A 25,265-nucleotide genomic window follows, 5' to 3' on the forward strand; every position below is an offset into this window, starting at 1 on the left:
GGTTCGAGGTACATCGCACCGTGGCCCGGGCGTGACCCTCCACGGCGGGAGGCGGCGGACCGCCGGGACCGGGGGTGACGGCATACGTCATGACGTGCCAGAGGGGCACCCTCGGCGTGTATCAACGTTTGACGAACGCAATGCCCTGCGGTGGGAGTAGTTTTCGCCCATCCCGGAGTGGGACGTGACCCACATCACCGCATGTGGCAACCATAGGAGTCGGAATGGCTTTGGGCTGGAAACTGCACGGGGACGGCAAGACGATGGGCCCCGACGACGTCGTCGCTCCAGACGAGCGACTGTCGTGGGGCAAGACGATCGGTCTCGGTGCGCAGCACGTCGTCGCGATGTTCGGTGCGACGTTCGTCTTCCCCCTGATCATGGGTCTCAACGCCCAGCTCGCGATCATGATGAGCGGTATCGCGACGATCTGCTTCCTGCTGATCGTCAACGGAAAGGTCCCGAGCTACCTCGGCACGTCGGCGAGCTTCGTCGGTGCCGTGGCGGCCATCCGGGCGCAGGGCGGCACGTCCGCCGAGGTCACGGGCGCCATCCTCGTCGCGGGCGTCGTGCTCGCGCTCGTGGGTGTGGCGATCCACTTCCTCGGCTCGTCGGTGCTGCACAAGGTGCTGCCGCCCGTCGTGACCGGTGCGGTCGTCATGCTCATCGGCTTCAACCTGGCGCCGGTCGTCGCCAACATCTACTGGCCGCAGGACCAGTGGGTCGCCCTGCTCGTCATGGCGTTCACCATCATCTGCGCGGTCGCCTTCAAGGGGTTCGTGTCGCGCATCGCGGTCTTCCTCGCCCTGATCTTCGGCTACGTCATCTCGTGGCTCTTCGACAAGGTGTTCGGCCAGATCACGTCCTACGACGCGGGCGCCGGCAAGGTCACGACTCACTTCCGCACGAACTTCGACAACCTCGCCAGCCAGCCGTGGTTCGGCCTGCCGCCGTCGACGACGACCGGCGCCGACGGCAAGGAGCTCGTCGGCATCCACGCGCCGTCCTTCTCGGTCGCCGCGATCCTCCTCGTGCTCCCGGCCGTCATCGCGCTCATCGCGGAGAACACCGGCCACGTCAAGGCCGTCGCCGAGATGACGAAGACCGACCTCGACCCCTACATGGGTCGCGCCATCGCCGCGGACGGCATCGGCACGGTCATCGCGAGCTCCGTCGGTGGCTCGCCGACGACGACGTACGCCGAGAACATCGGCGTCATGGCGGCCACCCGCGTCTACTCGACGGCCGCCTACTACGTGGCCGCGATCGTCGCCATCGTCTTCGGCCTCTCGCCGAAGTTCGGGGCGCTCGTCGCGTCGGTCCCCGGCGGCGTCCTCGGCGGCATCACGGTCGTGCTCTACGGCATGATCGGCCTGCTCGGCGCGAAGATCTGGAAGGAGAACGGGGTCGACTTCGGCAACCCGATCAACCTCGTCCCGGTCGCGGCCGGCATCGTCATCGGCATCGGCAACGTGTCGCTCGTCTTCACGTCCGACTTCACGCTCGGCGGCATCGCCCTCGGCACCATCGTCGCGGTCGTCGCCTACCACGTCGCCCGCGCCGTGGCGCCGGCCGACCTGCGTGAACGCGCCGACGCCGCAGGAGGCACGATGATCTCGCTCGGCGAGCGCGAGGGTGACTACGGCGACGCCGACGGCGTCGACGACCTCTACCAGGACGCGCCGAACGGTCCCGACCGGCGTCACTGAGCCCCCCGGCTCGCGCCGACGCACCACCACGCACCACCACGAAGCACCGGCCCGTGGGCTCCCGATCTCGGATCGGGGGCCCACGGCCCGTTCAGGGCAGAAGTTGCCAAAAGCCCACGGGCAGCGATGCACAACCATCACTAGTCCCCACCGGGGGTCGGAAGGCAGGATCAGTTCGGTGAAGCCCGCCCCCTTCGAGCACCACGCACCGCTCACCGTCGAGCAGGCCGTCTCCGTCCTCACCGAGGTCGGGCACGACGGCAAGGTCCTCGCGGGCGGCCAGAGTCTCATCCCGATCCTCAACATGCGGCTGGCGTCGCCGGCGCACCTCGTCGACATCAACCGCGTCGCCGGCCTCGACACCGTCGAGGTGACCGCCGAGGCCGTTCGCGTCGGCGCCCTCGTGCGGCACGCCGGTCTCGAGCGCTCCGAGAGTGCGTATGCCGCCCTCCCCCTCCTGCGCCAGGCGCTCGTCAACGTCGCCCACCCGGCCATCCGCAACCGCGGCACGACGGTCGGCTCCATCGCCCACGCCGACGCGGCCGGCGAGATGCCCGCGATCCTCGCCCTGACCGACGGGGTCGTCGAGGTGGCAGGCCCGTCCGGGACGCGCGAGATCGCGTGGTCCGACTTCTTCCTCGGCGCCCTCGAGACGTCGCTCGCGGCCGAGGAGCTCGCCGTCGCGGTGCGCTTCGGCCGCTTCCCGGCCGGCACCGGCACGGCCTTCACCGAGGCGGCCCGACGTCACGGCGACTACGCCATGGCCGGCGTCGGGGTAGCCCTGACGGTCGCCGACGGCGTCGTCTCCGGCGCTCGGGCCTCGTTCGTCTCCGTCACCGACGTGCCCTCGGTCCTCGACCTCGGACCGGTCCTCGACGGGGTCGAGCCGGGCTCGGGCGAGTGGGACGCCGCGCTCGACACCGCCGCCGAGGCGGTGCGCGGGCACGTCGACCCCGAGGGCGACATCCACGCGAGCGCCGACTACCGCCGCATGCTCGTCACCGAGCTGACCCGCCGGGTCCTCCCCCAGGCGGCCGACCGTGCCACGACCCCCGCACCGAACGCGGCGTTCGATCGCGGAAGTGCTGTGACAACACTGAGTTCGACATCGAGCACTGCGTTCGGTGGACAAGGAGCCAGCCATGACTGACACGACCCCCGCCACCGAGACGCTCCACGACGTGACGGTCTCCGTGAACGGCGTACGCCACTCGGCCGCCGTGCCCGCCCGCCGGCTGCTCTCGGACTTCGTGCGCCACGACCTCGAGCTGACCGGAACCCACGTCGGCTGCGAGCACGGCGTGTGCGGGGCCTGCACCGTCCTCGTCGACGGGCAGCCGATGCGCTCGTGCCTCATGTTCGCCGTCACGGCGCAGGACCACGCGATCACCACCGTCGAGGGGCTCTGCTCGGCGCCCGACGCCCGCACCGTCCCGACCGGCGAGTCGATGAACCCGGTCCAGCAGGCCTTCGCCGAGTGCCACGGTCTCCAGTGCGGTTTCTGCACCCCGGGCTTCCTCACGACCGTGACGGCCTACCTCGAGGAGAACTCGTCACCGACGAGCGAGCAGGCACGAGAGGCGATCTCGGGCAACCTCTGCCGCTGCACCGGCTACCAGAACATCGTCAAGAGCGTCCTGCGCGCCGCCGAGATCAAGGCCGAGCGGGCGGAGGAGCACGCGTGACGACCCAGATGTTCGGTGCGCCGATCAGGCGCAAGGAGGACCCTCGCCTCGTCACGGGCGGCGGGCGCTACCTCGACGACCTCGGGCACGACGCCCTCGCCGCGGCGTTCGTCCGCAGCCCGCACGCCCACGCCCGCATCGTCGACATCGACGCCTCCGAGGCCATCGAGGTCGAGGGCGTCGTCGGCATCTACGTCCACGAGGACCTCCCCGGCCGGGTCGGCGAGCCGTTGCCCTTGCTCATCCCGCACCCGACGCTGACCCACGGCCGCACCGGCTACGCCCTGGCCAAGGACGAGGTCAACCACGTCGGCGAGCCGATCGTCATGGTCGTCGCGACCGACCGCTACGTCGCCGAGGACGCCTGCCAGCGCATCCGGATCACCTACGACCAGCTGCCCGTCGTCGTCGGCATCGAGGCCGCCCGCTCCGGCGAGCTGCTCGTGCACGACGACGTGCCCGACAACGTCGCGGCCCACATGCTCCAGGAGGTCGGCGACGTCGACGCCGCGATGGCCTCCGCCCCGCACACCCTGACGCTCGACCTCGACATCGAGCGCAGCGCCTGCATGCCCATGGAGGGCAAGGGCGTCTACGCCCGCTGGGACCGCGACCGCGGCGAGCTGCGGATGTACTCCTCGACCCAGACCTCGACCGGCGTGCGTGCCGCTGTCGCCGCCAAGCTCGACCTGCCCCTCGCGAAGGTCGAGTGCATCGCCCCCGACGTGGGCGGCGGCTTCGGCGTCAAGATCGTCCACCCGTGGCCCGAGGAGGTCCTCGTCCCGTGGGCCGCGATCCTCCTCGGTCGCCCGGTCAAGTGGGCCGAGGACCGGCGCGAGCACTTCATCAGCGCGGCGCACGAGCGCGGCCAGCTCCAGCGGGTCACCGTCGGCTTCGACGACGAGGGCCACCTGCTCGCGCTCGACGTCAAGCTCTGGCACGACAACGGCGCCTACACGCCCTACGGCATCATCGTCCCGATCATCACCTCGACCCAGCTTCTCGGCCCCTACAAGCCGGGGACCTACCGCTGCGAGTTCTGGTCGCTCTACACGAACACCGTTCTCGTGACGCCCTACCGGGGCGCCGGGCGCCCGCAGGGGTGCTTCGCGATGGAGCGCACCATGGATGCCATCGCCGACGAGCTCGGCCTCGACCGCGCCGAGGTGCGCTCGCGCAACTTCATCCTCCCGTCCGAGATGCCGTGGGACCACGGCCTGCTCTTCCAGGACGGCCGCCCCCTCAAGTACGACTCGGGCGACTTCCCGGCGAGCCTCGCCAAGCTCAAGGACCTCGTCGGCTGGGACGACTTCGCCGACTACCGGCGCCAGGCCGAGGCCGAGGGCCGCAAGGTCGGGCTCGGCATCGGCTGCTACGTCGAGGGCACCGGGGTCGGCCCCTACGAGGGCGGTCACATCCAGATCGAGACGAGCGGCCGCGTCAACGTCTCGACGGGCCTGACGTCGCAGGGCCAGGGCCACGAGACCGTCTTCGCCCAGATCGTCGCGCAGGAGCTCGGCGTCCGGATGGAGGACGTCTTCGTCACCACCGGCGACACCCGCAAGATGGCGTATGCCGTGGGCACCTTCGCGTCGCGCGCCGCGGTCATGAGCGGCAGCGCCATCGCCCTCGCCGCCCGCAACGTGCGGGCCAAGGCGCTGCGCATCGCCGCCGACGCCCTCGAGGTGTCACCAGAGGACCTCGAGATCGTCGAGGGCACGGTGCGGGTCAAGGGTGCTCCGGCGACGTCGATGAGCCTCGGCACGGTGTCGGTGCTCTCCAACCCGCTCCGCTACGCCTTCGACGAGGCGGCCAAGGCTGCGACGCAGTTCGCCGGCACCTTCGACCCCGACAAGCCCCCCGTGGCCGACGACGAGGAGCCGGGCCTCGAGGGCAAGGACTTCTACTCCCCCACCCAGGCGACGTTCGCCAACGGCATGCACGCGGCGATCGTCGAGACCGATCCCGTCACGGCCGAGATCAAGATCCTGCGCTACTGCGTCATCCACGACTGCGGCACGATGATCAACCCGATGATCGTCGAGGGCCAGGTCCACGGCGGCGTCGCGCAGGGCGTCGGAGGCGCACTCTACGAGCGGATGGCCTACGACGAGTCGGGCCAGCTGCTCAACGCGAGCTTCATGGACTTCCTCATGCCCTACGCGTCCGAGGTGCCGACCATCGAGGCCGACCACCTCGAGACCCCGTCGCCGCTGAACCCCTTGGGCATCAAGGGCGCCGGCGAGGCGGGCTGCATCCCCGTGTCGGCCGTCATCGCGTCGGCCATCGAGGACGCCGAGGGCTTCCCGATCACCCGGATGCCGATCTCGCCCTACGACCTCTGGGAGCTGCGCCGCCGCCACGCGGACGGCGAGATCCCGTCCCTGCACCGCACGAGCCGAACGACCAGCACGCCGAGCACGTCATCGAAGGAGCCGACCGCATGAAGATCACCGGATCCGCCACCCTCGCGGCCGACCCGCAGCAGGTGTGGGACGCCTTCCACGACCCGGCCGTGCTCGCGCGCTGCCTGCCGGGCTGCGAGCGCCTCACCGAGCTCGGCCCCGACCACTACGCCATGACCGTGACCGCGGGTGTTGCCGCCATCAAGGGCACCTACGACGGCGAGGTGTCGCTGCGCGACCCGCAGCACCCCGGCTCCTTCACGATGAAGGCCTCGGGGGCGGGAGCCCCGGGCACCGTCGACGCCGACGTCGTCGTGCGGCTCGCACCGTCGAGCGCCGGTGGCACCGACCTGACTTACGACGCGGACGCCTCCGTGGGTGGTGTCATCGGCGGCGTCGGCCAGCGCATGCTCGCCGGTGTCACGAAGAAGATGGCGGGACAGTTCTTCTCGGCCGTCGACGCCGACATCTCGGGCGTCCGCCCGGCCACCCCCAGCGCCCCCACGGCCCTCACACCGTCCGCAGCACCCGGCACACCTGCCGGTGCTGCTGCGCCCGGCACGCCAGTGTCGTATGCCGGTCGGCCGGCTGCCACGGGGTCGTTCGCCGGGCGCGAGTACGCCCTCGGCGTCGTCACCGGCGGTGCCGTCGCGCTCGTCGGTGTCCTCGTCGGCTGGGCGATCGGTCGGAGGAGCTGACGATGCGCGCCTTCACCGCCGCGGCCGTCCAGGTGGCCCCCGTCCCGGCCCCGCTCAGCGCCGAGACGATCCGCACCAACCTCGACACGTGCGTCGACATGACACGGAGGTGTGTCGCAGCCACCGGGGCCGAGCTCGTCGTGCTCCCCGAGACCGCGACGACCGGGTTCACCCCGGGCTGCTCCAAGGAGGAGCTCTGGGACCTCGTCACCGAGCTGCCCGGACCGATGGTCGAGCCGATCCGGGACGTGGCCCGCGAGCTCGGCGTGCACGTCTGCGTCGGCACCTACGAGCGGGGACCGGAACGCGGCGTCGTCTACAACTCGTCGGTGCTCGTCGGCCCGTCGGGTGACGTGCTCGGGATCTACCGCAAGACGCACCCGTTCTGCTCCGAGATCGTCAGCGGCGGCGGCTGGGTCACCCCGGGCGACACCGTGACGGTGTGCGACACCGAGCTCGGCCGCATCGGCATGATCATCTGCTTCGACGGCGACTACCCGGAGCTCTCGCGCATCCAGGCGGTGCAGGGGGCCGAGGTCATCTGCCGGCCGTCGGCGCTGCTGCGCTCGGCCGACATCTGGGACCTCACGTCGCGCGCGCGTGCCTACGACAACCACGTCTACGTCATCGGGGCCAACGCCGTCGGTGCCGACCCCGCCGGCGTGCTCTACTTCGGCAACTCGCACATCGTGACGCCGATCGGCCACGTCGTGGCCAAGGCCGCGACGCACCCGGGCTGGGTCTCGGCGCGGCTCGACCCGGCCGACGCGCTCGCGTCGCTCACCCCGGGGTCCAACGTCGGGCAGTCCTTCGACCACCTGCGCGACCGCAACCTCGACCTCATCCGCAACCACCGGGCCGAGCTCGAGGGTGCCGCCGAGACGTCGTTCCCGCACGCCCCGATCCACCGCGGCGACGCCGGCTGACCTCCGGCGTCGGGCCGGCGGCCACCGCCCGACGACCGCCGTTCGCTGCCGTCGAAGGCTCAGTCCTCCGGCGGGAGCACGATCGCCCGCGGCGTCGACGTCGGCTCGTCGCCGCGACCCCCCTTCGACGTCCAGTCGTAGACGACGGAGGTGCGGAGCAGCAGGTCGGGCAGCGAGCGATTCTCCCGGCTGACGACGACCCAGAAGAGCACGATCGGGAACATGACGCACGCGGCGGCGCGCAGGAACGCCCGCGTGAGGCCGATCGTGCGCCCGCCGTCGTCGACGACCCGTAGGCCGAGCAGGCGGTTGCCGAAGGTGCGGCCCGTCGTGGCCCACGCCACCGTGAGGTATGCCGTGAGCAGCCCGAGCACGAGCAGGAGCAGCCGCAGGCCGCCGGGATCCGGGAAGTGGAAGGACTGCGGACCGAGCAGGAAGATCGTTCCCGACCACGCGGCATACATGAGGGCGACGCCGAGGAGCGCGACGACGAGGTCGACGGCCCCGGCGGCCACCCGCGTGACGATGCCCGCTCGATGGCCCTGGACCGAGCGCGCCGGGCCGGGCAGGACGATCCGGGAGACCGGGTCCCGGCCGGGCCGCGACGGTGACGTCATGACGCCCCGCCGCTCATCCGGCCGACCCCGGGATCACAGGACCGGGCGCGATCTCGGTGGCCGGGAGGGCAGGGCCGGGTGTGCGCGGACGACGCCGGAGCATCCGGTCGACGACGTGCGCGACGCGCTCGTCGGCGCCGACGCCCTGCCAGCGCACCTCACGCATCCCCTCGGACGCCATGGCACCGGACGAGCTCTGGATGATGCCGGGCAGGTCGATCTCCTCGACGACGTACTCGGCGAGGCCGATGAGGTCGAGCCTGCCGACGACGGCGTCGAGGTCCAGCCGCTGCGCGACGGCGTTGACGTCGACCCGGTCCAGGATCGCGTCGAGGTCGATGCGGGCGGCGATGGCGTCGATGTCGACCCGGCCGACGATCGCGTCGATGTCGACCCCCGAGACGGCACGGTCGAGGTCCACCCGGGCGACGATCCCGTCGATGTCGAGCCGCTCGATGACCGCCCCGATGTCGACCCTGGACACCGCCCGGTCGAGGTCCACCCGGGCGACGATCCCGTCGATGTCGAGCCGCTCGACGATGGCGTCGACGTCGACCCGGGAGACGATCGCGTCGATGTCGACCCGGGCGACGATCGCGTCGATGTCGACCCGGGCGACGGCGCGGTCGAGGTCCACCGTGCCGACGACCGCATCGAGGTCGACGTGGTCGACGACGATGTCGGTGAGGTCCACGACGTCGAGCACGGCCTCGACGACGGCCGCGGCCACCCGTTGGGCCGTCACCTCGACGCGTCGACCGAGCTCGCCCCGTCGCGAGTGCCCACGACGGAGCAGCTCCTGCGACCAGTCCGCCCGTCGAAGCCGCGAGCCCAGGTCGGTCACGGCCGCCCTCAGCGGAGCCGTCACGACGGCCGTGACCAGCGTCGGTGGGCGGATCCGCTCGACGACGCGGCCGGCGGTCTCGACCCCGACCGCGGCCAGACCGAGCACCAGCTCGGCGAGGTCCGAGGCCGACAGAGGCTCGTAGCGCGCGACGGTCTCGTCCGTCCCGGCTGCCGTGGTCTCGTCCATGCCTCGTCCTCACGCCTCGGTGCGCCGTGACCCACGCGGCCGGCGCCGCTGACTCGTTTCCGTGTCCAGCATGCGTCCGCACGCACGCCCGAGGCATCACCCCCGACGAGTGAAGGCCCGTCGGCACGGTCCCCGGCCCCGGTCGCTCAGGGGTCGGGTGAGCGCAGTCGAGCGGCGCGGGCGGCGAGGTGCCGACGCTCCGCCTCGTTCGTCGCGGTCGCGGCAGCCCGGTCGAGGAGGTCGGCCGCCCCGGCTGCGTCGCCCGCCATCTCGAGCAGCTGTCCGCGCACCCCGAGCCAGCGGTGCGTCGTGCCGAGCCGGTCCTCGACCTCGTCGACGAGCTCGAGGGCAGCCTCCGGGCCCCGCGCCATGGCCACCGCCACGGCCCGGTTGAGCGTGACCACCGGGTTGCCGGTGACCTGCTCGAGCAGCCCGTAGAGCGAGAGGATCTCGTCCCAGTCGGTGGCCGAGGCGGTGGGCGCCCGATCGTGGACCGCGGCGATGGCGGCCTGCAGCTGGTACTCCCCCACGGCCCCGAGCGCCATGGCCCGGCCGAGCAGGTCGAGCCCCTCGGCCACGAGCGAGACGTCCCACCTCGAGCGGTCCTGGTCGGGCAACGGCACGAGCGCACCCGAGGCGTCGCTGCGCGCCGGAGCGCGCGCCTCGAGCAGCAGCATGAGCGAGAGCAGGCCCAGGGCCTCGGGGTGGTCGGGAGACCCCTCGACGAGCATCCGGGTCAGGCGGATCGCCTCGCGGGACAGCGAGGTCCGCTGCACCGTGTCACCGTGCGTGCTCGCATAGCCCTCGTTGAAGACGAGGTAGAGCACGTGGAGCACGGAGCGGGCACGCTCCTCGCGGTCGGCACCGGACGGCATACGAAAGTCTGCGCCGGAGGCACGGATCGTCGCCTTGGCGCGGCTGATCCGCTGCGCCATCGTCGCCTCCGGCACGAGGAAGGCCTGGGCGATCTCCGCGGTCGTCAGACCGCCGACGGCGCGCAGCGTCAGGGCGATCGCCGAGGCCGGGGTCAGTGACGGGTGGCAGCAGAGGAAGAGGACCGTGAGGCTGTCGTCGTGGTCGAGGGGGTCGCGTGCCGGGACCTCCCAGGCGATGACGCGTGCCTCGCGCTCGCGCCGGGCCGCGTCACTGCGCCACAGGTCGACGAGTCGCCGCGAGGCGGTCGTGACGAGCCACGCCCGCGGCTCGTCGGGAAGCCCGTCGACGGGCCAGCGCCGGGCTGCCACGAGCAGGGCCTCCTGGACGGCGTCCTCGGCGGAGTCGAAGTCGCCGAAACGGCGGCTGACGATGCCGACGACCTGCGGCGCGAGCGTGCGCAGCAGGTCGTCGACGGCGGGTGCCGAGGTCAGCGGGTGCCGCCCGCGGTGCGCAGGAAGGCGTCCATCTCGTCGGTGTTCGCGGGTGCCTGCTCCATGACCTGGCGCACGTGGATCGGCTGCCGGGTGGGCACGCCGCCGCGGCCCGGTACGGCTGACATGAGCGAGGCGATCTCGAGGGCGCGCTCCTCCGAGTCGACCTCGACGACCTGGAAGCCGGCGAGCCACTCCTTGAACTCCTGGAACGGTCCGTCGGTGACGACCGGCGCGGCACCGTCGGACCGGACGATCTTGGCGAGGTCGGGGCCCGTGAGGATCGTGGACGAGACCAGCTCGCCGTTGGCCTCGAGCTCGCCGACGAGCCTCTCGTAGTAGTCGAGGTGGGCCTGGACCTCCTCCGGGGTCCAGTCGGACATCGGGGCCGGGTCGTCGCCGGCCTGGAAGTCCACGCCGATGAGGTACTTCGCCATGTCTCACTCGCTCCTTCGTCGTGTCGTGCCAGCGTGGCACGCTCACCCGGGGGACGGAGCGGAGGGCTCGCCCTCGACATCGGCGCGGCCGGTCGGCCGGTTCTGGCGAGGGTTGGCACGGAACGCGGCACGTGTTGGCAGCATGTGCCAACGCCCCGGGAGGCGTCCCGCCGGTTGAATCCTCACCATGACAGCAGGCACCTCCGCACGCCGCCGGATCCGCATCGGCATCGACACCGGTGGCACGTTCACCGACGTCGTCGCGCTCGACGAGGACTCGGGCGAGCTCGTCACGACGAAGACGCCCTCGACGCCGAGCAACCCCGCCGACGGCTTCCTCGCCGGCGTCCGCAAGGTCCTCGACCTCATGGACGCGAGCGGTGACGACATCAGCGCCGTCTCGCACGGCACGACCGTCGCGACGAACAAGCTCCTCGAGGGCAAGGTCGAGGCGCTCGGCTTCATCACGACGGAGGGCTACGAGTTCATCCTCGAGATCGCCCGCCAGGCGGTCCCCGACGGCTACGGCAACTCCTACTTCTGGGTCAAGCCCGCCCGCATCGTGCCGGCCGACCACGTCAAGACGGTCGGCGGCCGGTTCGACTTCGAGGGCAACGAGATCCGCCCGTTCGACGAGGAGCGCGCCGTCACGGTCGCCCGCTGGTTCAAGGACCGTGGCATCACGACGATCGGCGTCTGCTTCCTGCACTCCTACGCCGACGACAGCCACGAGCTCGCGATGCGTGAGGTGCTCCGTCGCGAGCACCCGGACGCCGTCGTCTCGATCAGCTCGGAGGTGCTGCGCGAGTACCGCGAGTACGAACGATCCATGACGACCCTCGTCGACGCCGCGGTCAAGCCCAACGTGTCCCGCTACGTCGCGAACATCCACCACCGGCTCGACGAGTTCGTCGGCAGCACCGAGAAGCTGCCCTTCTACATCATGAAGTCCAACGGCGGCGTGCTCTCGGCCGACGAGGTCGTGCACCAGCCGATCACGACGGTCCTCTCGGGCCCGGCCGCGGGAGCGCTCGGTGCCGGCCTCATCGCCGGCCGTGCCGGCTTCGACAAGGTCCTGACGTGCGACGGCGGCGGCACGTCGACCGACGTGTCCGTCGTCCTCGCGGGCGAGCCGACCCTGACGACCGAGGGTACCGTCGGCGCCTACCCGAGCAAGATCCCGATGATCGACGTCGTCACCGTCGGGGCGGGCGGTGGCTCCATCGCGTGGATCTCCCCCGAGGGCTCGCTCAAGGTCGGCCCTCAGTCCGCGGGCGCCGACCCCGGTCCCCTCTGCTACGCCAAGGGGGGCACCGAGCCGACGATCACCGACGCCCACGTGACGCTCGGACGCATCCCCCCGCACCTGCTCGGCGGCGAGATCCCCCTCGACGTCGAGGCGGCCCGCACGGGCGTCGCCGCGCTCGCGGACCGCCTCGGGCTCGACTTCGAGCGCTGCGCGACCGGGATCCTCGAGATCTCCGCGTGGAACCAGGCCAATGCCCTGCGCCAGGTCTCGGTCAAGCGGGGCCTCGACGTGCGCGACTTCATGCTCGCCACGTTCGGCGGATCGGGCTCGCTGCTCGCATGCCGGCTCGTCGACATCCTCGGCCTCGCCGGCGTCGTCGTGCCGCAGAACCCCGGCAACGTCTCCGCCTTCGGCCTGCTCACCGTCGACGTCAAGAACGACTACGTCCAGACGTCCGTGGCGCGCCACCACGCGCTCGACCACGCCGCCGTGCAGAAGACGTTCGACGACCTCACGGCCAAGGCCGCGAGCGCCCTCGACGGCGAGGGTTTCGCGCGCGAGAGCCACCGCTACACGCGCACCGTAGACCTGCGCTACTTCGGCCAGGCCTACGAGGTCCGCGTCGCCGCGCCCGAGGGAGACGTCGACGAGGCGTATGCCGCGGGCGTCGCCTCACGCTTCCACGACGAGCACCGCGCGCTCTACGGCTACGACTTCCGGGGCGACCCGACCCAGCAGGTCGAGTGGGTCAACCTCCGCGTCACGGGTGTCGGCCCCATCACCCGCCCCGAGCTGCGCGACCTCGCCCCGTCGGAGGGCGCGGCCGACGTCCGCGAGCGGGCCCACCGCAGCGTCCGCCCGGTGTGCTTCGACGCCGACGCCGGCTACGTCGACACGGACGTCTGGTGGCGCCCCGACCTGCTCGCGGGCGACACGGTCGAGGGTCCAGCGGTGATCGAGGAGTTCGGGTCGACGGTCCCGGTCCACCCCGGCTTCGTCGTCCGTGTCGACACGCTCGGCAACCTCGTCATCACCCGGTCCACCGCCGCCCCGACGACCACCCCGGAGGCCTGACATGTGCTTCTCCTGCCAGACCGCGGCCACCCGCCTCGCCCCCGTCGACGCCGCCACCGGGTCGCAGCAGCCCGCGCACGTGGCCGGCCCCGCAGCCGGCCACGACGGCGCTGCGGTCAACCCTGCGGGGCTCCCCACGGCATACGAGCACGGCAACCGCCTGACGCCCGAGGGCACGACGGTCGACCCGATCCTCGTCGAGATCGTCGAGGGCACGCTCGCGAGCGTCGAGATGGAGGTCGAGACGGCCATCGCCCGCACGTCGCGCTCGCCCATGATCCGCGACGCGCACGACTTCCGCGCCGGCATCCACGACCGCCAGCTGCGCAAGCTGACGGGCCGCTCGTACAGCGCGCTCGTGCACCCGATCGCCCGCGACTTCCCGCTCGCCGAGATGAGCGAGGGCGACGTCTTCTTCCACAACGACGTCTACGAGTCCGAGGGCGGCATCGGCCACCTGCCCGACCTCTGCGTCACCGTGCCGGTCTTCTCCGGCGGCGAGGTCGTCGCCTTCGTCCAGGCGTTCGGTCACCACGACGACATCGGTGGCGCCGTGCCCGGCTCGATGCCGAGCAACGCGCAGACGGTCTTCGAGGAGGGCCTCTCGGTCCCGCCGATCAAGCTGTGGGACCAGGGAGTTCCCAACCAGGCGGCGCTGCGCATCATGACGCGCAACAGCCGCATGCCCGACAGCCTCGCCGCGGACCTCGACGCCGAGTGCTCGGCCTGCCTCATGGGCGCCCGGCGCCTCGGCGAGCTCTTCGAGCGCTACGGCCGCGACACGATCGAGGCCGCCTTCGACGCGATCCTGGACAAGACGACCGAGACCTACCGCCGCGAGATCCTCAGCAAGATCCCCGACGGCACGTACGTCTGGGAGGACTACGCCGAGCACGACGGGGTCGACGAGCCCAAGCTGCACACCCAGCGGATCACCCTGACCAAGCAGTCGAGCGGCGGTCCCGGCCCCGGTGACGGTGGCCCCAAGCTCGTCATCGACTTCACCGGCACGGCGCCGCAGGCCAAGGGCCCGATCAACCACTGCGGCGACTACGTCGGCGGCAACTTCCTCAAGAAGTGGCTCGCGCCCATCCTGCGCAACCTGGCCGACACCCCCGAGCGGATGGCCGAGCTCGACGTCAACGAGGGCATCGTGCCGCTCATCGAGATGAGGTTCCCGGAGAAGGGCACGCTCCTCACGCCCATCTACCCCGCGCCGACGAACGCCCGCACCTTCGTCATCCTGCGCCTGCTCGGCGTCCTCGCCGGCGTCGTCGCCAAGGCCGTCGACGGCAAGATGCCGGCCGACCAGGAGACGATCCGCTACACCGGCGTCTACGGCAAGGACCGCGACGGCAACGACTACCTCATGCGCGAGGTGCTCGGCGGAGGCTCGGGTGGCCGCTACTACGCCGACGGCGAGGACACGATCCACGTCGTCCCCGACAGCCGCAACCTGCCGACCGAGTTCACCGAGAGCCGCTTCCCCTTCATCGTCGAGCGCCTCGGTCTCGCCGTCGACTCCGGTGGCGCCGGCCGGCACCGCGGCGGCCTCGGCTACGAGAAGCACATCCGGATGCTCAAGGACGCCCACTTCATGTCAATTGCCGACCGGTCGATCCTCGCCTGCTGGGGCGTCAAGGGCGGCAAGGCCGGTCGTCCCTTCGAGGTCACGGTCGACGTGGGCGGTCCGGAGGAGCGCACCGTCGACGCCCTCGCCGACGCCGAGGTCGTCAAGGCCGGCCAGGTCATCCGCATCCGCACCACGGGTGGCGGCGGCTGGGGCGACCCGCTCGACCGGCCCTACGAGGAGGTCGAGCGCGACCTGCGCTGGGGCAAGGTCTCCTTCGACGGCGTGCGCCGCGACTACGGCGTCGTCGCGACCGGCGACCTCGACGAGCCCGTCATCGACCGCGCCGCGTCGGACGCGTTGCGTGAGCAGCTGCGCGGCGACCGCGCGGACGAGCAGCCCTTCTTCGACCGCGGCCCCGGCTACGTGACGCTCGCCGCGGGACGGACTGCGGCGGATGTCGACTGGGTCTGAGCGGTGACGACGGTCCTCGTCATCGGCGCGGCCGGCAAGACCGGCCGCGCCGTCACGCGCTCCCTCACGTCACACGGCGTCACCGTGCGCGCTGCCGTGCGATCGCCGGAACGGTCCGAGACGGCGTATGCCGCTGGGGCCCGGTCGATCTCGGTCGTTGACCTCGAGTCCGGGCTCGGTCTCGACGACGCCTTCGACGGGGTCGACGCGGTCTATCACCTCGCGCCCAACGTCCACCCCGACGAGGTCGCCATCGCCGACCGCGTCGCCAGTGCTGCACTGCGGGCCGGCGTGACCCGCTTCGTGTTCCACTCCGTGCTGCACCCGCACGACTCGTCGATGCCGCACCATCTGCGCAAGGCGGAGGCCGAGAAGGTCGTGCGCAGCCACCTGCCCGGGGCCACGGTGCTCCGCCCGGCGGCATACCACCAGAACCTCCTCGACGCTGCCCACGCCGGTCGGCTCGCGGTCCCCTACTCGCTCGACACCCCGTTCACGAACGTCGACCTCGACGACGTGGCCGAGGTCGCGGCGACCGTGCTGACCCGCCCCGGCCACGAGGGCGTCACCCATGACCTCGCCGGGCCGGAGGTGCTCTCGGTGCGCGAGCAGGCGCACGTCGCCGCCGCCGTGCTCGGGCACCCCGTCGAGGCCCTGCGCGTGGAGCTCGCGGAGTGGGTCGCCGGACCCGGCGCGTCGCTCACGGCCCAGGCGCGCGACGACCTGCTGGCGATGTTCGCCTCCTACGACCGCGGCGGCCTCGTGGGCGAGGCCGCTCCCCTGCGTCGGCTGCTCGGCCGCGAGCCGCGCCCGTGGGCCGGCGTCCTGACCCGCACCTGAGCGCCTGCCCGACACCTGCGGCTCAGTCGATGTCGCGTTCCTCGATGGTCTGTCGCACGGTGCTCGTCGGGGTCGTCGCGCCGCTCGGGCGCTCCTCGCGCGTGATGATCCGCTTGCGACGGGTGCCCTTGCTCCCGTGCCAGATGAGCGCGGCGCCCGCGACCATGAGGATGACGCCGACGATGGGCAGGCTGATGACGGACGTGTTGGCCCGCACCGCGAAGGTCAGGATGGCCCCCACGACGGCGAGCAGGACTCCGACTCCCACGATGCCCCACCTCTCGGCTCGGTCGGCGGCACCCCGGACGGCGCCCCCTCGGACATTATGTTCCTCGTACCCGCCCGACCGGTATGCCGCGCGTGGTTCGTGACGGCCACCACCTGCCGGCTCGGCACGGTCGCGCGCTGCACCCGACGGCATACATCTGCCAATGTGAGGGGCCGTGTTGGGCAGGAGGTGACAACGCGCCCGCTCGGCCGCGCTCCCTAGGCTCTCGCCATGACGACCGAGGACGCGCCGTGAGGGTGCTCGTGGCGCTGGGCGGCAACGCCATGACCGGGCCCGACGGCAGCGCGACACCCCAGGCCCAGCGCGCGGCGATCGCCACGGCGAGCCACCACCTCGCCGAGCTCGTCGCCGCCGGGCACGAGGTCGTCATCACCCACGGCAACGGACCGCAGGTCGGCAACCTCCTCGTCAAGAACGAGCTCGCCGCGAGCGTCGTGCCGCCGGTCCCGCTCGACTGGTGCGGCGCGCAGACGCAGGGGACCATCGGCTTCACGCTGCTCGACACCCTCGAGGCCGCGTTCGCCGCCCGTGGCGTCGAGCGGCGCGTCGCCGCGATCATCACCCGCACGCTCGTCGACGCCGACGACCCCGGCTTCACCCACCCGACCAAGCCGATCGGGCGCTTCCTCCCGCGCGACCAGGCGCAGACGCTCATCGACCACGGCGAGCGCTGGGAGGACCGCGGCGAGAAGGGGTGGCGCCGTGTCGTCGCCTCGCCCGAGCCCGTCGAGGTCCTCGAGACGCACACCCTCCACACGCTCCTCGCAGCCGGTTACGTCGTCGTCACGGCCGGGGGCGGTGGCATCCCCGTCGTCCGCGCCGACGACGGCAGCGTCCAGGGCGTCGAGGCCGTCATCGACAAGGACCTCACCGCGGCGCTGCTCGCGCGCGCCGTCGACGCCGACGTCCTCGTCATCGCCACCGACGTCGCGCACGCCGTCGCCGGCTGGGGCACCCCCGACGCCCACGACATCGAGCACGTCACGCTCGAGCAGATGGAGGCGTATGCCGCCGCCGGCCACTTCGCGTCCGGCTCGATGGGGCCCAAGGTCGAGGCCGCCCTGCGCTTCGTCCGGTCGGGCGGTTCACGATCGATCATCACGGCCCTCGACCAGCTCGCCACCGCCGTCGACGGCCACGTCGGCACCGTCATCGAAAACCCTGAAAGAGAAAGGTGATTCACGTGCCCGAAGCCATTGAGGTGCGCAAGGTCCCCATCCACTCGGTCGCCGACGCGTCGGAGCTCGCCACGCTCATCGACGACGGCGTCATGGAGGCGAGCCGCGTCGTCGCCATCATCGGCAAGACCGAGGGCAACGGCGGCGTCAACGACTACACGCGCATCATCGCCGACCGCGCCTTCCGTGAGGTCCTCGTCGAGAAGGGCGCCCCGGCCGACCAGGTCAAGCAGGTCCCGATCGTGTGGTCCGGTGGCACGGACGGCATCATCAGTCCGCACGCGACGATCTTCGCCACCGTCCCGGCCGACCGGGCCGAGCAGTCCGACGAGCCCAGGCTGACCGTCGGCTTCGCGATGAGCGAGCCGATCAAGCCCGAGGAGATCGGCTACGTCGCGATGGTCCAGAAGGTCGCCGACGCCGTGAAGGTCGCCATGGAGCGTGCCGGCATCACCGACCCGGCGGACGTCCACTACGTCCAGACCAAGACACCGCTCCTGACGATCCACACCATCCGCGACGCGAAGTCCCGGGGTCACGAGGTCTGGACCGAGCACACGCACGAGTCGATGGACCTCTCGAACGGGACCACCGGCCTCGGCATCGCCGTCGCCCTCGGTGAGATCGAGATGCCGACCGACGCCGACATCATGCACGACCGGTCGCTCTTCTCGTCGGTCGCCTCCTGCAGCTCGGGCGTCGAGCTCGACCAGGCGCAGGTCGTCGTCGTCGGCAACACCACGGGCATCGGCGGCCGCTACCGCATCGGCCACTCGGTCATGCAGGACGCGCTCGACGCCGACGGCGTGTGGGGCGCGATCAAGGACGCCGGGCTGGACCTGCCGGAGCGCCCGCACAGCAGCGACATCCAGGGCCGGCTCGTCAACGTCTTCCTCAAGTGCGAGGTGAGCCAGGACGGCACCGTGCACGGTCGACGCAACGCGATGCTCGACGACTCCGACGTGCACTGGCACCGCCAGATCAAGTCGGCCGTCGGCGGCGTCACCGCCTCCGTGACGGGTGACCCGGCCGTCTTCGTCTCGGTGTCGGCGGCGCACCAGGGCCCCGACGGTGGCGGTCCGGTCGCCGCGATCGTCGACCTCGGCGAGGGCGAGCCCACCGGCTACCGCTGGACCCGCTGACCCGACAGCTCGGAGCTCCACCCACCTTGTCGAGTGGCCCCGTCGTCACAGCAACACGTGTGACTGCGGGGCCACTCGAGGGTGGTGTCAGTGGAAGAAGTGACGCGTTCCGGTGAAGTACATCGTCACGCCGGCGGCCTTCGCGGCCTCGATGATCTCCTCGTCGCGGATCGAGCCGCCGGGCGCCACGACCGCGCGGACGCCGGCGTCGAGCAGGATCTGAAGCCCGTCGGCGAACGGGAAGAACGCGTCGGAGGCGGCGACGGAGCCACGGGCCCGCTCCTCCCCCGCGCGGCGCACGGCGAGGTAGCACGAGTCGACCCGGTTGACCTGGCCCATCCCGACGCCGACCGCCGCTCCGTCCTTGGCGAGCAGGATCGCGTTGGACTTCACGGCGCGGATCGCGCGCCAGGCGAACTGGAGGTCGGCGAGGGTCGCGTCGTCCGCGGCCTCTCCGGCGACGAGCCGCCAGTTCGCCGCGTCGTCGCCGCCGGTCACGGCGTCGCCCTCACCGCGCACGACGGCGTCGACCTTGTCGACGGTCTGCACGAGCAGGCCGCCGCTGATGGCGCGCGTCTCGATCGGGTCGGCGGCCGCGGCCATGCCGGCGGGCAGGCGCAGGACGCGGAGGTTCTTCTTGGCGGTGAGGATCTCGAGGGCCTCGGGCTCGTAGTCCGGCGCGATGATCACCTCGGTGAAGACCGGCTTCGCGGCAGTCGCCATCTCAGCGGTGACGGTGCGGTTCGCCGCGATGATGCCGCCGTAGGCGCTCACCGGGTCGGTCGCGTGGGCCCGCTCGTAGGCCTGCTCGATGCTGTCCCCGACGGCGATGCCGCACGGGTTGGCGTGCTTGATGATCGCGACGGTCGGCTGGTCGCCGTGATCGTGCGCGGCACGCACGGCGGCGTCGGTGTCGACGTAGTTGTTGTACGACATCTCCTTGCCGTGCAGCTGCTCCGCACTCGCGACACCGGGGCGCCAGTGGCGGTAGAGAGCGGCGCTCTGGTGCGGGTTCTCGCCGTAGCGCAGGGCTGCCGAGCGGTCGAACGTCGCACCCGTCCACGCGGGGAAGCCCGTGCCGTCGCTCGTGTCGGCGACGACGTTGCCCATCCAGTTCGCGACGGCGTTGTCGTAGCTCGCGGTGTGGACGAACGCCTCGGCCGCGAGGCGGCGACGCTCGGTCAGGGTGAAGCCGCCGGCCGCGAGGGCCTGCGTCACGTGGTCGTATGCCGTCGGGCTCGTCACGATCGCGACGCTCGCGTGGTTCTTGGCGGAGGCGCGCACCATCGACGGGCCGCCGATGTCGATCTGCTCGACGCACTCGTCCTCGCTCGCCCCGGACGCCACGGTCTCGCGGAACGGGTAGAGGTTGACGACGACGAGGTCGAAGGCCTCGACGCCGAGGTCGGCGAGTTGCTGCATGTGGCCCTCGTTGCGGGTGTCCGCGAGGATGCCGGCGTGCACCTTGGGGTGGAGCGTCTTGACCCGGCCGTCGAGGCACTCGGGGAAGCCGGTCAGCTCCTCGACCTGCGTCACGGGCACGCCCGCGGCGGCGATCGTCTTCGCCGTCGAGCCCGTCGAGACGATGGCCGTCCCGGCGGCGTCGAGGGCCCGGGCCAGCTCGTCGAGGCCGGACTTGTCGTAGACGGAGACGAGGGCCCGCTTGATCGGGCGGCGGCCGTCGGTGTCGGTGGACGTCGCGGCGGACGGGGCAGCAGTCATGGGGTGCACTCCTGGTTCGGTGACATCGGTCGCGGCGCATCCGGTCGGTCTGACCTGATGGCATCCGTTCTCGCGAGGCACCCAGGCGGTCGATGCTCCCGACGTCACTCCCCGGTGGTGTCCCACCCGCGCCAGTCGTGTGCGACCAGCGTAGCGGTCAGGCCCGTCCGATCCGAACTCGTCGCCCGTCGACGGCGAAGCCCTCGCGCGCGAGTCGGCTCACGACGTCGACGAGCAGGTCACGCTCCTGGACCTTGATCCGCTCGTGGAGGCTCTCCTCGGTGTCGTCGTCCTCGACCGTCACGACCCGCTGCTCGATGATCGGACCGGTGTCGACGCCGGCGTCGACGACGTGGCACGTCGTGCCGGTCACCTTGACGCCGTAGGCGAGGGCGTCGCGCACGCCGTGCGCGCCGGGGAAGCTCGGCAACAGGGCCGGGTGGGTGTTGACGACGGGCTGCGCCCCGAGGGTCGCCGGCCCGAGGATCCGCATGAAGCCGGCCGTGACGACGAAACGTGGTCCGGCCGCGGCGACCTGCTCCGCGAGCGCGACGTCCCACGCAGCCCGGTCCTCGAAGTCGGAGGGGCTCACGACGAACGTCGGTATGCCGGCTCGCTCGGCCCGCTCGAGCCCCGTGCACGGGCGGTCGGCCCCCACCGCCGCGATGCGCACGCCGTAGCCCGGGTCGGCCGAGGCGTCGACAAGGGACTGCAGCAGGGTGCCGGAACCCGACACGAGGACGACGACGGGCACCTGGTCACGGGCGGTGCCACCGTCAGTCCGTGTCGATGCGCGGGCAGCGGCTCTCGTCATGGCGCGAGTCTAGGGGCCCCCTGCGCAGGCCGAGACCCTCACCGGGGTCGCACCGTGAGCGTGGCCGCCCGGCTGGTACCGACACCGGCCTCGTTGGTGAACACGGCGCGGTACCGGGTTCCCGTGACCGCCTGCGTGACACCCGCGACGACGAGCCGCGTGGAGTTGCTGCCCGGGATCGTCACCCAGCTACGGCCCCGGTCCCTCGACCTCTGCCACGTCACCGTGGGTGACGGTGCCCCGCTCGCCGCGGACGTGAACGTCGCACTCGCGCCGGACCTCACGGTGACGTCCTGTGGGTCGGACGTGACGCGCGGGGCCTGGGTGACCACGGTGAGCACGGCCACACCGGTCACGGCGGAGCCGCCGATGTTGGTGAACTCGGCGCGGTACTTCGTCCCGGACTGGGACGACCGGAGATCGGTGAGAGTCAGCTGGGCGGTGGTGGCGCCGGCGATCTGCGTCCACGTCACGCCACCGTCTGCCGAGGTAGACCACTGCACGCTCGGTTGGGGGTCACCGGAAGCCGCAGCCGTGAAGGTCGCCGTGCCTCCCGCGAGACCCTTGCTGCTGCTGGGTGAGGTCACGACACGTGGCGCAGCCGGAAGGACCGTCAGCGTGACGATTCCCGAGTTCGCCGTCCCCGTGGCGTTCGTGTACCTGACGACGTACTGTTCACCGTTCTGCGCGTACGTCACTGCCGGCAGCGTGAGGGTCGGGCCGGTGGCATCGGGGATCGCCGTGAAGGTCGGTCCAGCCGTGACGCGGTACCACTGTGCGGTCGGTGCCGGATTGCCCGTCGCGCTCGAGGTCAAGGTCACCGACTCGCCCGCGGTCACCGTGGTGTCCTGCGGGACGAGACCCATGGAGGGCGCCACGGCCGCCTCGACGACCAGGCTCTGCTCGGAGGCGGTCGCCGCGAACACCGCGTTCGGCGAGGTGCGGACGACGAGCCGGTACGTGTCGGCCGGGAGACCCTCGAGTGTCCGCGCCACGAGGCCGTCCGCGTTCACTGCCTGGTTGACCACCTGGAAGTCCGGCGTATCCGTCTGGTTGGCAGAGCGGAAGAGCTGGAAGTCCACCCGTGCCCGGGTGATGTCCCCTGGGTGGCCGTCGTCCACCTGGGCCAACGTGGCGGTCATGACGGCGAGCCCGGGCGACGTCACCGCTCGGGTGGTGCTGGTCAGCGTGGCGTCCTCCGGGGTGACGGTGGTGGCCCCGCTGTAGCTGAGGACGTAGTGGTCGCTCGAGTGGCCGCCGCAGCCGTTGAGCGGGTAGCTACCCGGCTCCGCCGTGACCTCCCCGGCCACGGAGACGAGACCGATGAGCCGCTCGCATCCGGAGAGCGTGCCGGTGATCCCGTCGAGGGCCAGGGGTTCAGGGACGAATGGTGACAGCGGAGACGCCGGGTCCGAGTACTGCAGTGGTCCGTCGCTCACGGTGATGAGGAACTCGCTGGGCCTGACCTGGAACGCCCTGCTGACCGGGGTCGCCGCCGGGAAGACACCGTCCCCTGCCTGCGAGGCCGTGATGCTGCACGTGCCCACCCCGGTGGCGGTGACGGTGCCCGAGTCGAGCCGGCACACGCTCTGCGATGCGGGGTCGACGGAGAGCGTGACGGGGAGCTGAGACGTCGCCGAGGCACGGACGCCCTGGGTCTCGTAGGGTCGGCCGTAGGTGATGCTCCGCGTGAACTGCATGTCGGCGGGCGTGTCGAAGCCGATCGTGTTGGACGGTTCGGAAACCGTGAACGAGCGCGTGACCGAGGCAAAGCCGCCAGCGCCGTTGGTGACCTTGACACCCACGTGACCTGATCCGCTCTGCTCGAACGCCAGGACGAGAGTCGACGAGCCAGAGACGATGCAGAAGCCGTTGGCCGCGGTCGTGCACGAGTAGAGCCACTCGTATGTCAACGGCGCGCCGGAGTCGTCGAGCACCGATGCGGTGTAGGTGACCGGAACTCCTCGGGTGGCCTCCCACGGTCCATCGAGCCTGATCTGTGGCGAGGCCGGTGGGGCGGCGGGGTCCGGCGGCGTGCCGTGGACCATTTCGAGCACGTTCGCGGTCCGCCCCTGGCCGTCGACGTACGTGATGTCGTCCCGAAGGCACGACATCCATGCCATCCCGCTCGGCGCGATGGCGCCGCCTCCGGGGTAGCACGAGCTGTCCAGCGCCGTGGCGCCGACCGGGGCGATGTTGAACAAGTACTTGCCCGTCGCGTTCTGGGTGCGCTCAGCGATGTAGGTCCCACCGCCGGGCCCTCGGAACGGGAACCACGTCGACTGCCACTCCGGCGTCACCGTGCCGTCCGGAAGGACCTGCTGCAGGATCCACCAGCCCTCCCCGTGCGGTCGGACCCAGAGCGACCCCTCGTCGTCGGGCAGGTCCACGGAGATTCGCGGCGCCTGGCTCCAGCTGGTGACGGCTCCCCCGGACTCGACACCGTTGAGGAACTGCGGCTCCGCTTCGGTCCACGCAGGAGCGTTGCCGTCGCTTCCGCTGGCGGGCGCGTTCGCGCACTCGTGCAGCTCGACGCCGACCTGAATGAAACCCGAGCAGCCCCACTCGGGCTCGGGGAAGGTCTCGTTGAGGAAGGTGGCCATCATTCCCGGATAGGCCTCAGCCTGCTTCATCAGCGCAGCCAGATCGGGGGTCCCCTGCGCCTTGGTCAGCAGTTCGGCCAGCTTCTTCGGCGCCTCGAGGTCACTGTTGATCTGGATCGATGCGATGGTGGTGGTGACCACGATGTCGACGATGGCGCCCACCACCGACGTGACGGCGCCGAAGACCTTGATCCCGGCCGTCAGCCGGGCCTCGGCCATCGCAGCCGCTCGTGCAGCGCGAGCTGCCGCCTCCGCGTCGGCGATGGCGGTCACGGCCCCGGCCTTGAGGGAGTTCGCCGCCCTGAGCGCCGTGAACGAGCGCAGCGCCTGAGCGTCAGCGGCGGCAGCCTCGGCGATCTTGATCGTGGCTTCGGCCCCCTGGAGGGCGGGGCTGGCGATGAACTTCGCCCGTGCCGCGAACGGGAAGAGCTTGGTCACGAAGAGGTTGTCCGCACCCAACGGGACGGCCAACGCCCGCGCGATGGGGATCGCCGCCCCGCTGGCGGCCAAGGCGACACCCATCCCCACGAATGCGGAAACCTGACCTGCATGAACGGTGAAGTCGTTGTACGTCAGTGGATTCCACGCGTTCGTCACTCCCTGTGAGAGCGACTCCAGCTGGAGGTACTGCCCGTACTTCACGAACTGGTCATACGACGGCCGGGGTGGAGAGAAGACGAGGAAGCTGAAGATCGTGAGCCCTGACTCAGTGCAGATCGTCGTCCCTCGTCCGTTGTACTCGGCCGTGGTATCGTACCGGCCCGGCGGGTGGTAGTTGCAGTAGCCGTCGGAGCCGTTCCGCGGCTGGGGGTCATACGTGTCCGTCTTCGTGTACGTGCTCTCACTCAGTCCTGACCACTTGATGTACTCACCCACGGCGGCCTTCGCAGCGCCGATCTGCGTGCGTCGCACCTTGGCCGAGAACCACGCGTGGACGAGTCCCTCCGTCGCCGTTCTGCTCGCGGCCGGCTTGAGCATGATCACCCCGAGGTCGGCCCAGAGCTGGGTCCGGACGTCATCGCGGGCGAGCGCCCGGACGCTCAGCTCGTCGCTCGGTGGGAGCGACTTGTTCTCGAGCACCTCGGCGACCGCCTTGGTCTCGAAGGCCGTGAGCGCCGCCTGGGTCTCAGCCGAGTACGGCTGCGGCCGCGGTATGTGCAGGACGGGATCCTGCACCAGCTCGAAGAGCTTGATGATCGGCGGTGGCGTCGGTGGTTCGGCGGCTGCGGCGGGATGTGACGGCGTTACGGCGGCGACCGTGAGTCCTGAGGCGGTCACGAGGCCGAATACGGCCACCATTCGCGAGAATCGGCTCATCACGGTTGGGCTCCTCTGCCGAGTGCACCCCCGCGAACTCAGCATGGCAGTCTGCCCGACGTTCCATCGAGGAATCGTCAGATGGGCAACCCCGCGGACGGGAGGGGGCGGTTTGG

General features: G+C 71.2%; 19 protein-coding genes. 11 read left to right on the forward strand and 8 right to left on the reverse strand.

Annotated elements, in window-relative coordinates; genetic code table 11:
- The first annotated feature begins 224 nt into the window (after positions 1 to 224).
- The 6 genes from H283_RS25585 to H283_RS25590 all read left to right on the forward strand — a co-directional run bounded on the left by H283_RS25585 (position 225) and on the right by H283_RS25590 (position 7,423).
- Positions 225 to 1,709: a uracil-xanthine permease family protein gene (locus tag H283_RS25585; RefSeq protein WP_081633925.1), complete on the forward strand. Its 1,485-nt coding sequence runs from the start codon at positions 225 to 227 to the stop codon at positions 1,707 to 1,709.
- 178 nt (positions 1,710 to 1,887) lie between these two features.
- The gene (locus tag H283_RS0117350; protein WP_020144798.1) at positions 1,888 to 2,859 is read left to right on the forward strand and encodes a xanthine dehydrogenase family protein subunit M; all 972 of its coding nucleotides are present in this window, start codon (positions 1,888 to 1,890) and stop codon (positions 2,857 to 2,859) included.
- Complete coding sequence (locus H283_RS0117355; protein ID WP_020144799.1) at positions 2,852 to 3,394, forward strand: (2Fe-2S)-binding protein; 543 nt, start codon at positions 2,852 to 2,854, stop codon at positions 3,392 to 3,394. Before H283_RS0117350 ends, H283_RS0117355 begins: the two co-directional genes overlap by 8 nt.
- Positions 3,391 to 5,841 (forward strand): aerobic carbon-monoxide dehydrogenase large subunit, encoded by a 2,451-nt coding sequence (gene cutA / locus H283_RS0117360; protein WP_020144800.1) that lies wholly within the window; start codon positions 3,391 to 3,393, stop codon positions 5,839 to 5,841. The genes H283_RS0117355 and cutA overlap by 4 nt, the downstream gene beginning before the upstream one ends.
- Positions 5,838 to 6,497, forward strand: coding sequence for a carbon monoxide dehydrogenase subunit G (locus H283_RS0117365; protein ID WP_020144801.1), 660 nt, complete (start codon positions 5,838 to 5,840; stop codon positions 6,495 to 6,497). Before cutA ends, H283_RS0117365 begins: the two co-directional genes overlap by 4 nt.
- Before the next feature lie 2 nt (positions 6,498 to 6,499).
- Positions 6,500 to 7,423 carry a carbon-nitrogen hydrolase family protein gene (locus tag H283_RS25590; protein ID WP_020144802.1) on the forward strand — a complete coding sequence of 308 codons (924 nt, stop codon included), beginning with the start codon at positions 6,500 to 6,502 and terminating at the stop codon, positions 7,421 to 7,423.
- 59 nt (positions 7,424 to 7,482) lie between these two features.
- On the opposite strand, the gene H283_RS25595 is transcribed toward H283_RS25590, so the two are convergent.
- The 4 genes from H283_RS25595 to H283_RS0117390 all read right to left on the reverse strand — a co-directional run bounded on the left by H283_RS25595 (position 7,483) and on the right by H283_RS0117390 (position 10,877).
- Complete coding sequence (locus H283_RS25595) at positions 7,483 to 8,040, reverse strand: RDD family protein (RefSeq protein WP_020144803.1); 558 nt, start codon at positions 8,038 to 8,040, stop codon at positions 7,483 to 7,485.
- A gap of 13 nt (positions 8,041 to 8,053) precedes the next feature.
- On the reverse strand, positions 8,054 to 9,073 hold the full coding sequence (locus H283_RS26850) for a hypothetical protein (protein ID WP_020144804.1): 1,020 nt from the start codon (positions 9,071 to 9,073) through the stop codon (positions 8,054 to 8,056).
- Between the two features lie 146 nt (positions 9,074 to 9,219).
- Positions 9,220 to 10,440 carry an RNA polymerase sigma factor gene (locus H283_RS0117385; protein ID WP_043650051.1) on the reverse strand — a complete coding sequence of 407 codons (1,221 nt, stop codon included), beginning with the start codon at positions 10,438 to 10,440 and terminating at the stop codon, positions 9,220 to 9,222.
- Positions 10,437 to 10,877, reverse strand: coding sequence for a YciI family protein (locus tag H283_RS0117390; RefSeq protein WP_020144806.1), 441 nt, complete (start codon positions 10,875 to 10,877; stop codon positions 10,437 to 10,439). The genes H283_RS0117385 and H283_RS0117390 overlap by 4 nt, the downstream gene beginning before the upstream one ends.
- A 187-nt stretch (positions 10,878 to 11,064) precedes the next feature.
- On the opposite strand from H283_RS0117390, the gene H283_RS0117395 reads away from it, so the two are divergent.
- The 3 genes from H283_RS0117395 to H283_RS0117405 are packed head-to-tail and all read left to right on the forward strand — an operon-like array spanning position 11,065 to position 16,084.
- Positions 11,065 to 13,200: a hydantoinase/oxoprolinase family protein gene (locus H283_RS0117395; RefSeq protein WP_020144807.1), complete on the forward strand. Its 2,136-nt coding sequence runs from the start codon at positions 11,065 to 11,067 to the stop codon at positions 13,198 to 13,200.
- A 1-nt stretch (position 13,201) separates the two neighbouring features.
- Complete coding sequence (locus tag H283_RS0117400; RefSeq protein ID WP_020144808.1) at positions 13,202 to 15,244, forward strand: hydantoinase B/oxoprolinase family protein; 2,043 nt, start codon at positions 13,202 to 13,204, stop codon at positions 15,242 to 15,244.
- Positions 15,245 to 15,247: 3 nt separating this feature from the next.
- Entirely contained in the window at positions 15,248 to 16,084 is an 837-nt protein-coding gene (locus tag H283_RS0117405; RefSeq protein ID WP_020144809.1) for an SDR family oxidoreductase, read from the forward strand.
- Positions 16,085 to 16,106: 22 nt separating this feature from the next.
- On the opposite strand, the gene H283_RS25605 is transcribed toward H283_RS0117405, so the two are convergent.
- On the reverse strand, positions 16,107 to 16,352 hold the full coding sequence (locus H283_RS25605) for a hypothetical protein (RefSeq protein WP_020144810.1): 246 nt from the start codon (positions 16,350 to 16,352) through the stop codon (positions 16,107 to 16,109).
- 251 nt (positions 16,353 to 16,603) lie between these two features.
- Here H283_RS25605 and arcC point away from each other — a divergent pair, with 251 nt between their 5' ends.
- A complete protein-coding gene (arcC, locus tag H283_RS0117415) occupies positions 16,604 to 17,551 on the forward strand; it encodes a carbamate kinase (RefSeq protein ID WP_020144811.1) in 948 nt (315 codons plus the stop codon).
- Positions 17,552 to 17,556: 5 nt separating this feature from the next.
- Positions 17,557 to 18,693 (forward strand): ring-opening amidohydrolase, encoded by a 1,137-nt coding sequence (locus H283_RS0117420; protein ID WP_028785692.1) that lies wholly within the window; start codon positions 17,557 to 17,559, stop codon positions 18,691 to 18,693.
- Positions 18,694 to 18,780: 87 nt separating this feature from the next.
- Here H283_RS0117420 and purH read toward each other — a convergent pair whose 3' ends face one another.
- The 3 genes from purH to H283_RS26855 all read right to left on the reverse strand — a co-directional run bounded on the left by purH (position 18,781) and on the right by H283_RS26855 (position 25,149).
- On the reverse strand, positions 18,781 to 20,415 hold the full coding sequence (gene purH / locus H283_RS0117425; protein WP_020144813.1) for a bifunctional phosphoribosylaminoimidazolecarboxamide formyltransferase/IMP cyclohydrolase: 1,635 nt from the start codon (positions 20,413 to 20,415) through the stop codon (positions 18,781 to 18,783).
- Between the two features lie 157 nt (positions 20,416 to 20,572).
- Positions 20,573 to 21,229 (reverse strand): phosphoribosylglycinamide formyltransferase, encoded by a 657-nt coding sequence (gene purN, locus H283_RS0117430; RefSeq protein WP_081633926.1) that lies wholly within the window; start codon positions 21,227 to 21,229, stop codon positions 20,573 to 20,575.
- 38 nt (positions 21,230 to 21,267) lie between these two features.
- A complete protein-coding gene (locus H283_RS26855) occupies positions 21,268 to 25,149 on the reverse strand; it encodes an immunoglobulin domain-containing protein (RefSeq protein ID WP_156023283.1) in 3,882 nt (1,293 codons plus the stop codon).
- Between the last annotated feature and the right edge of the window lie 116 nt (positions 25,150 to 25,265).

Source organism: Terracoccus sp. 273MFTsu3.1 (genome assembly GCF_000383675.1).
In the GTDB taxonomy this organism is placed as follows: domain Bacteria; phylum Actinomycetota; class Actinomycetes; order Actinomycetales; family Dermatophilaceae; genus Terrabacter.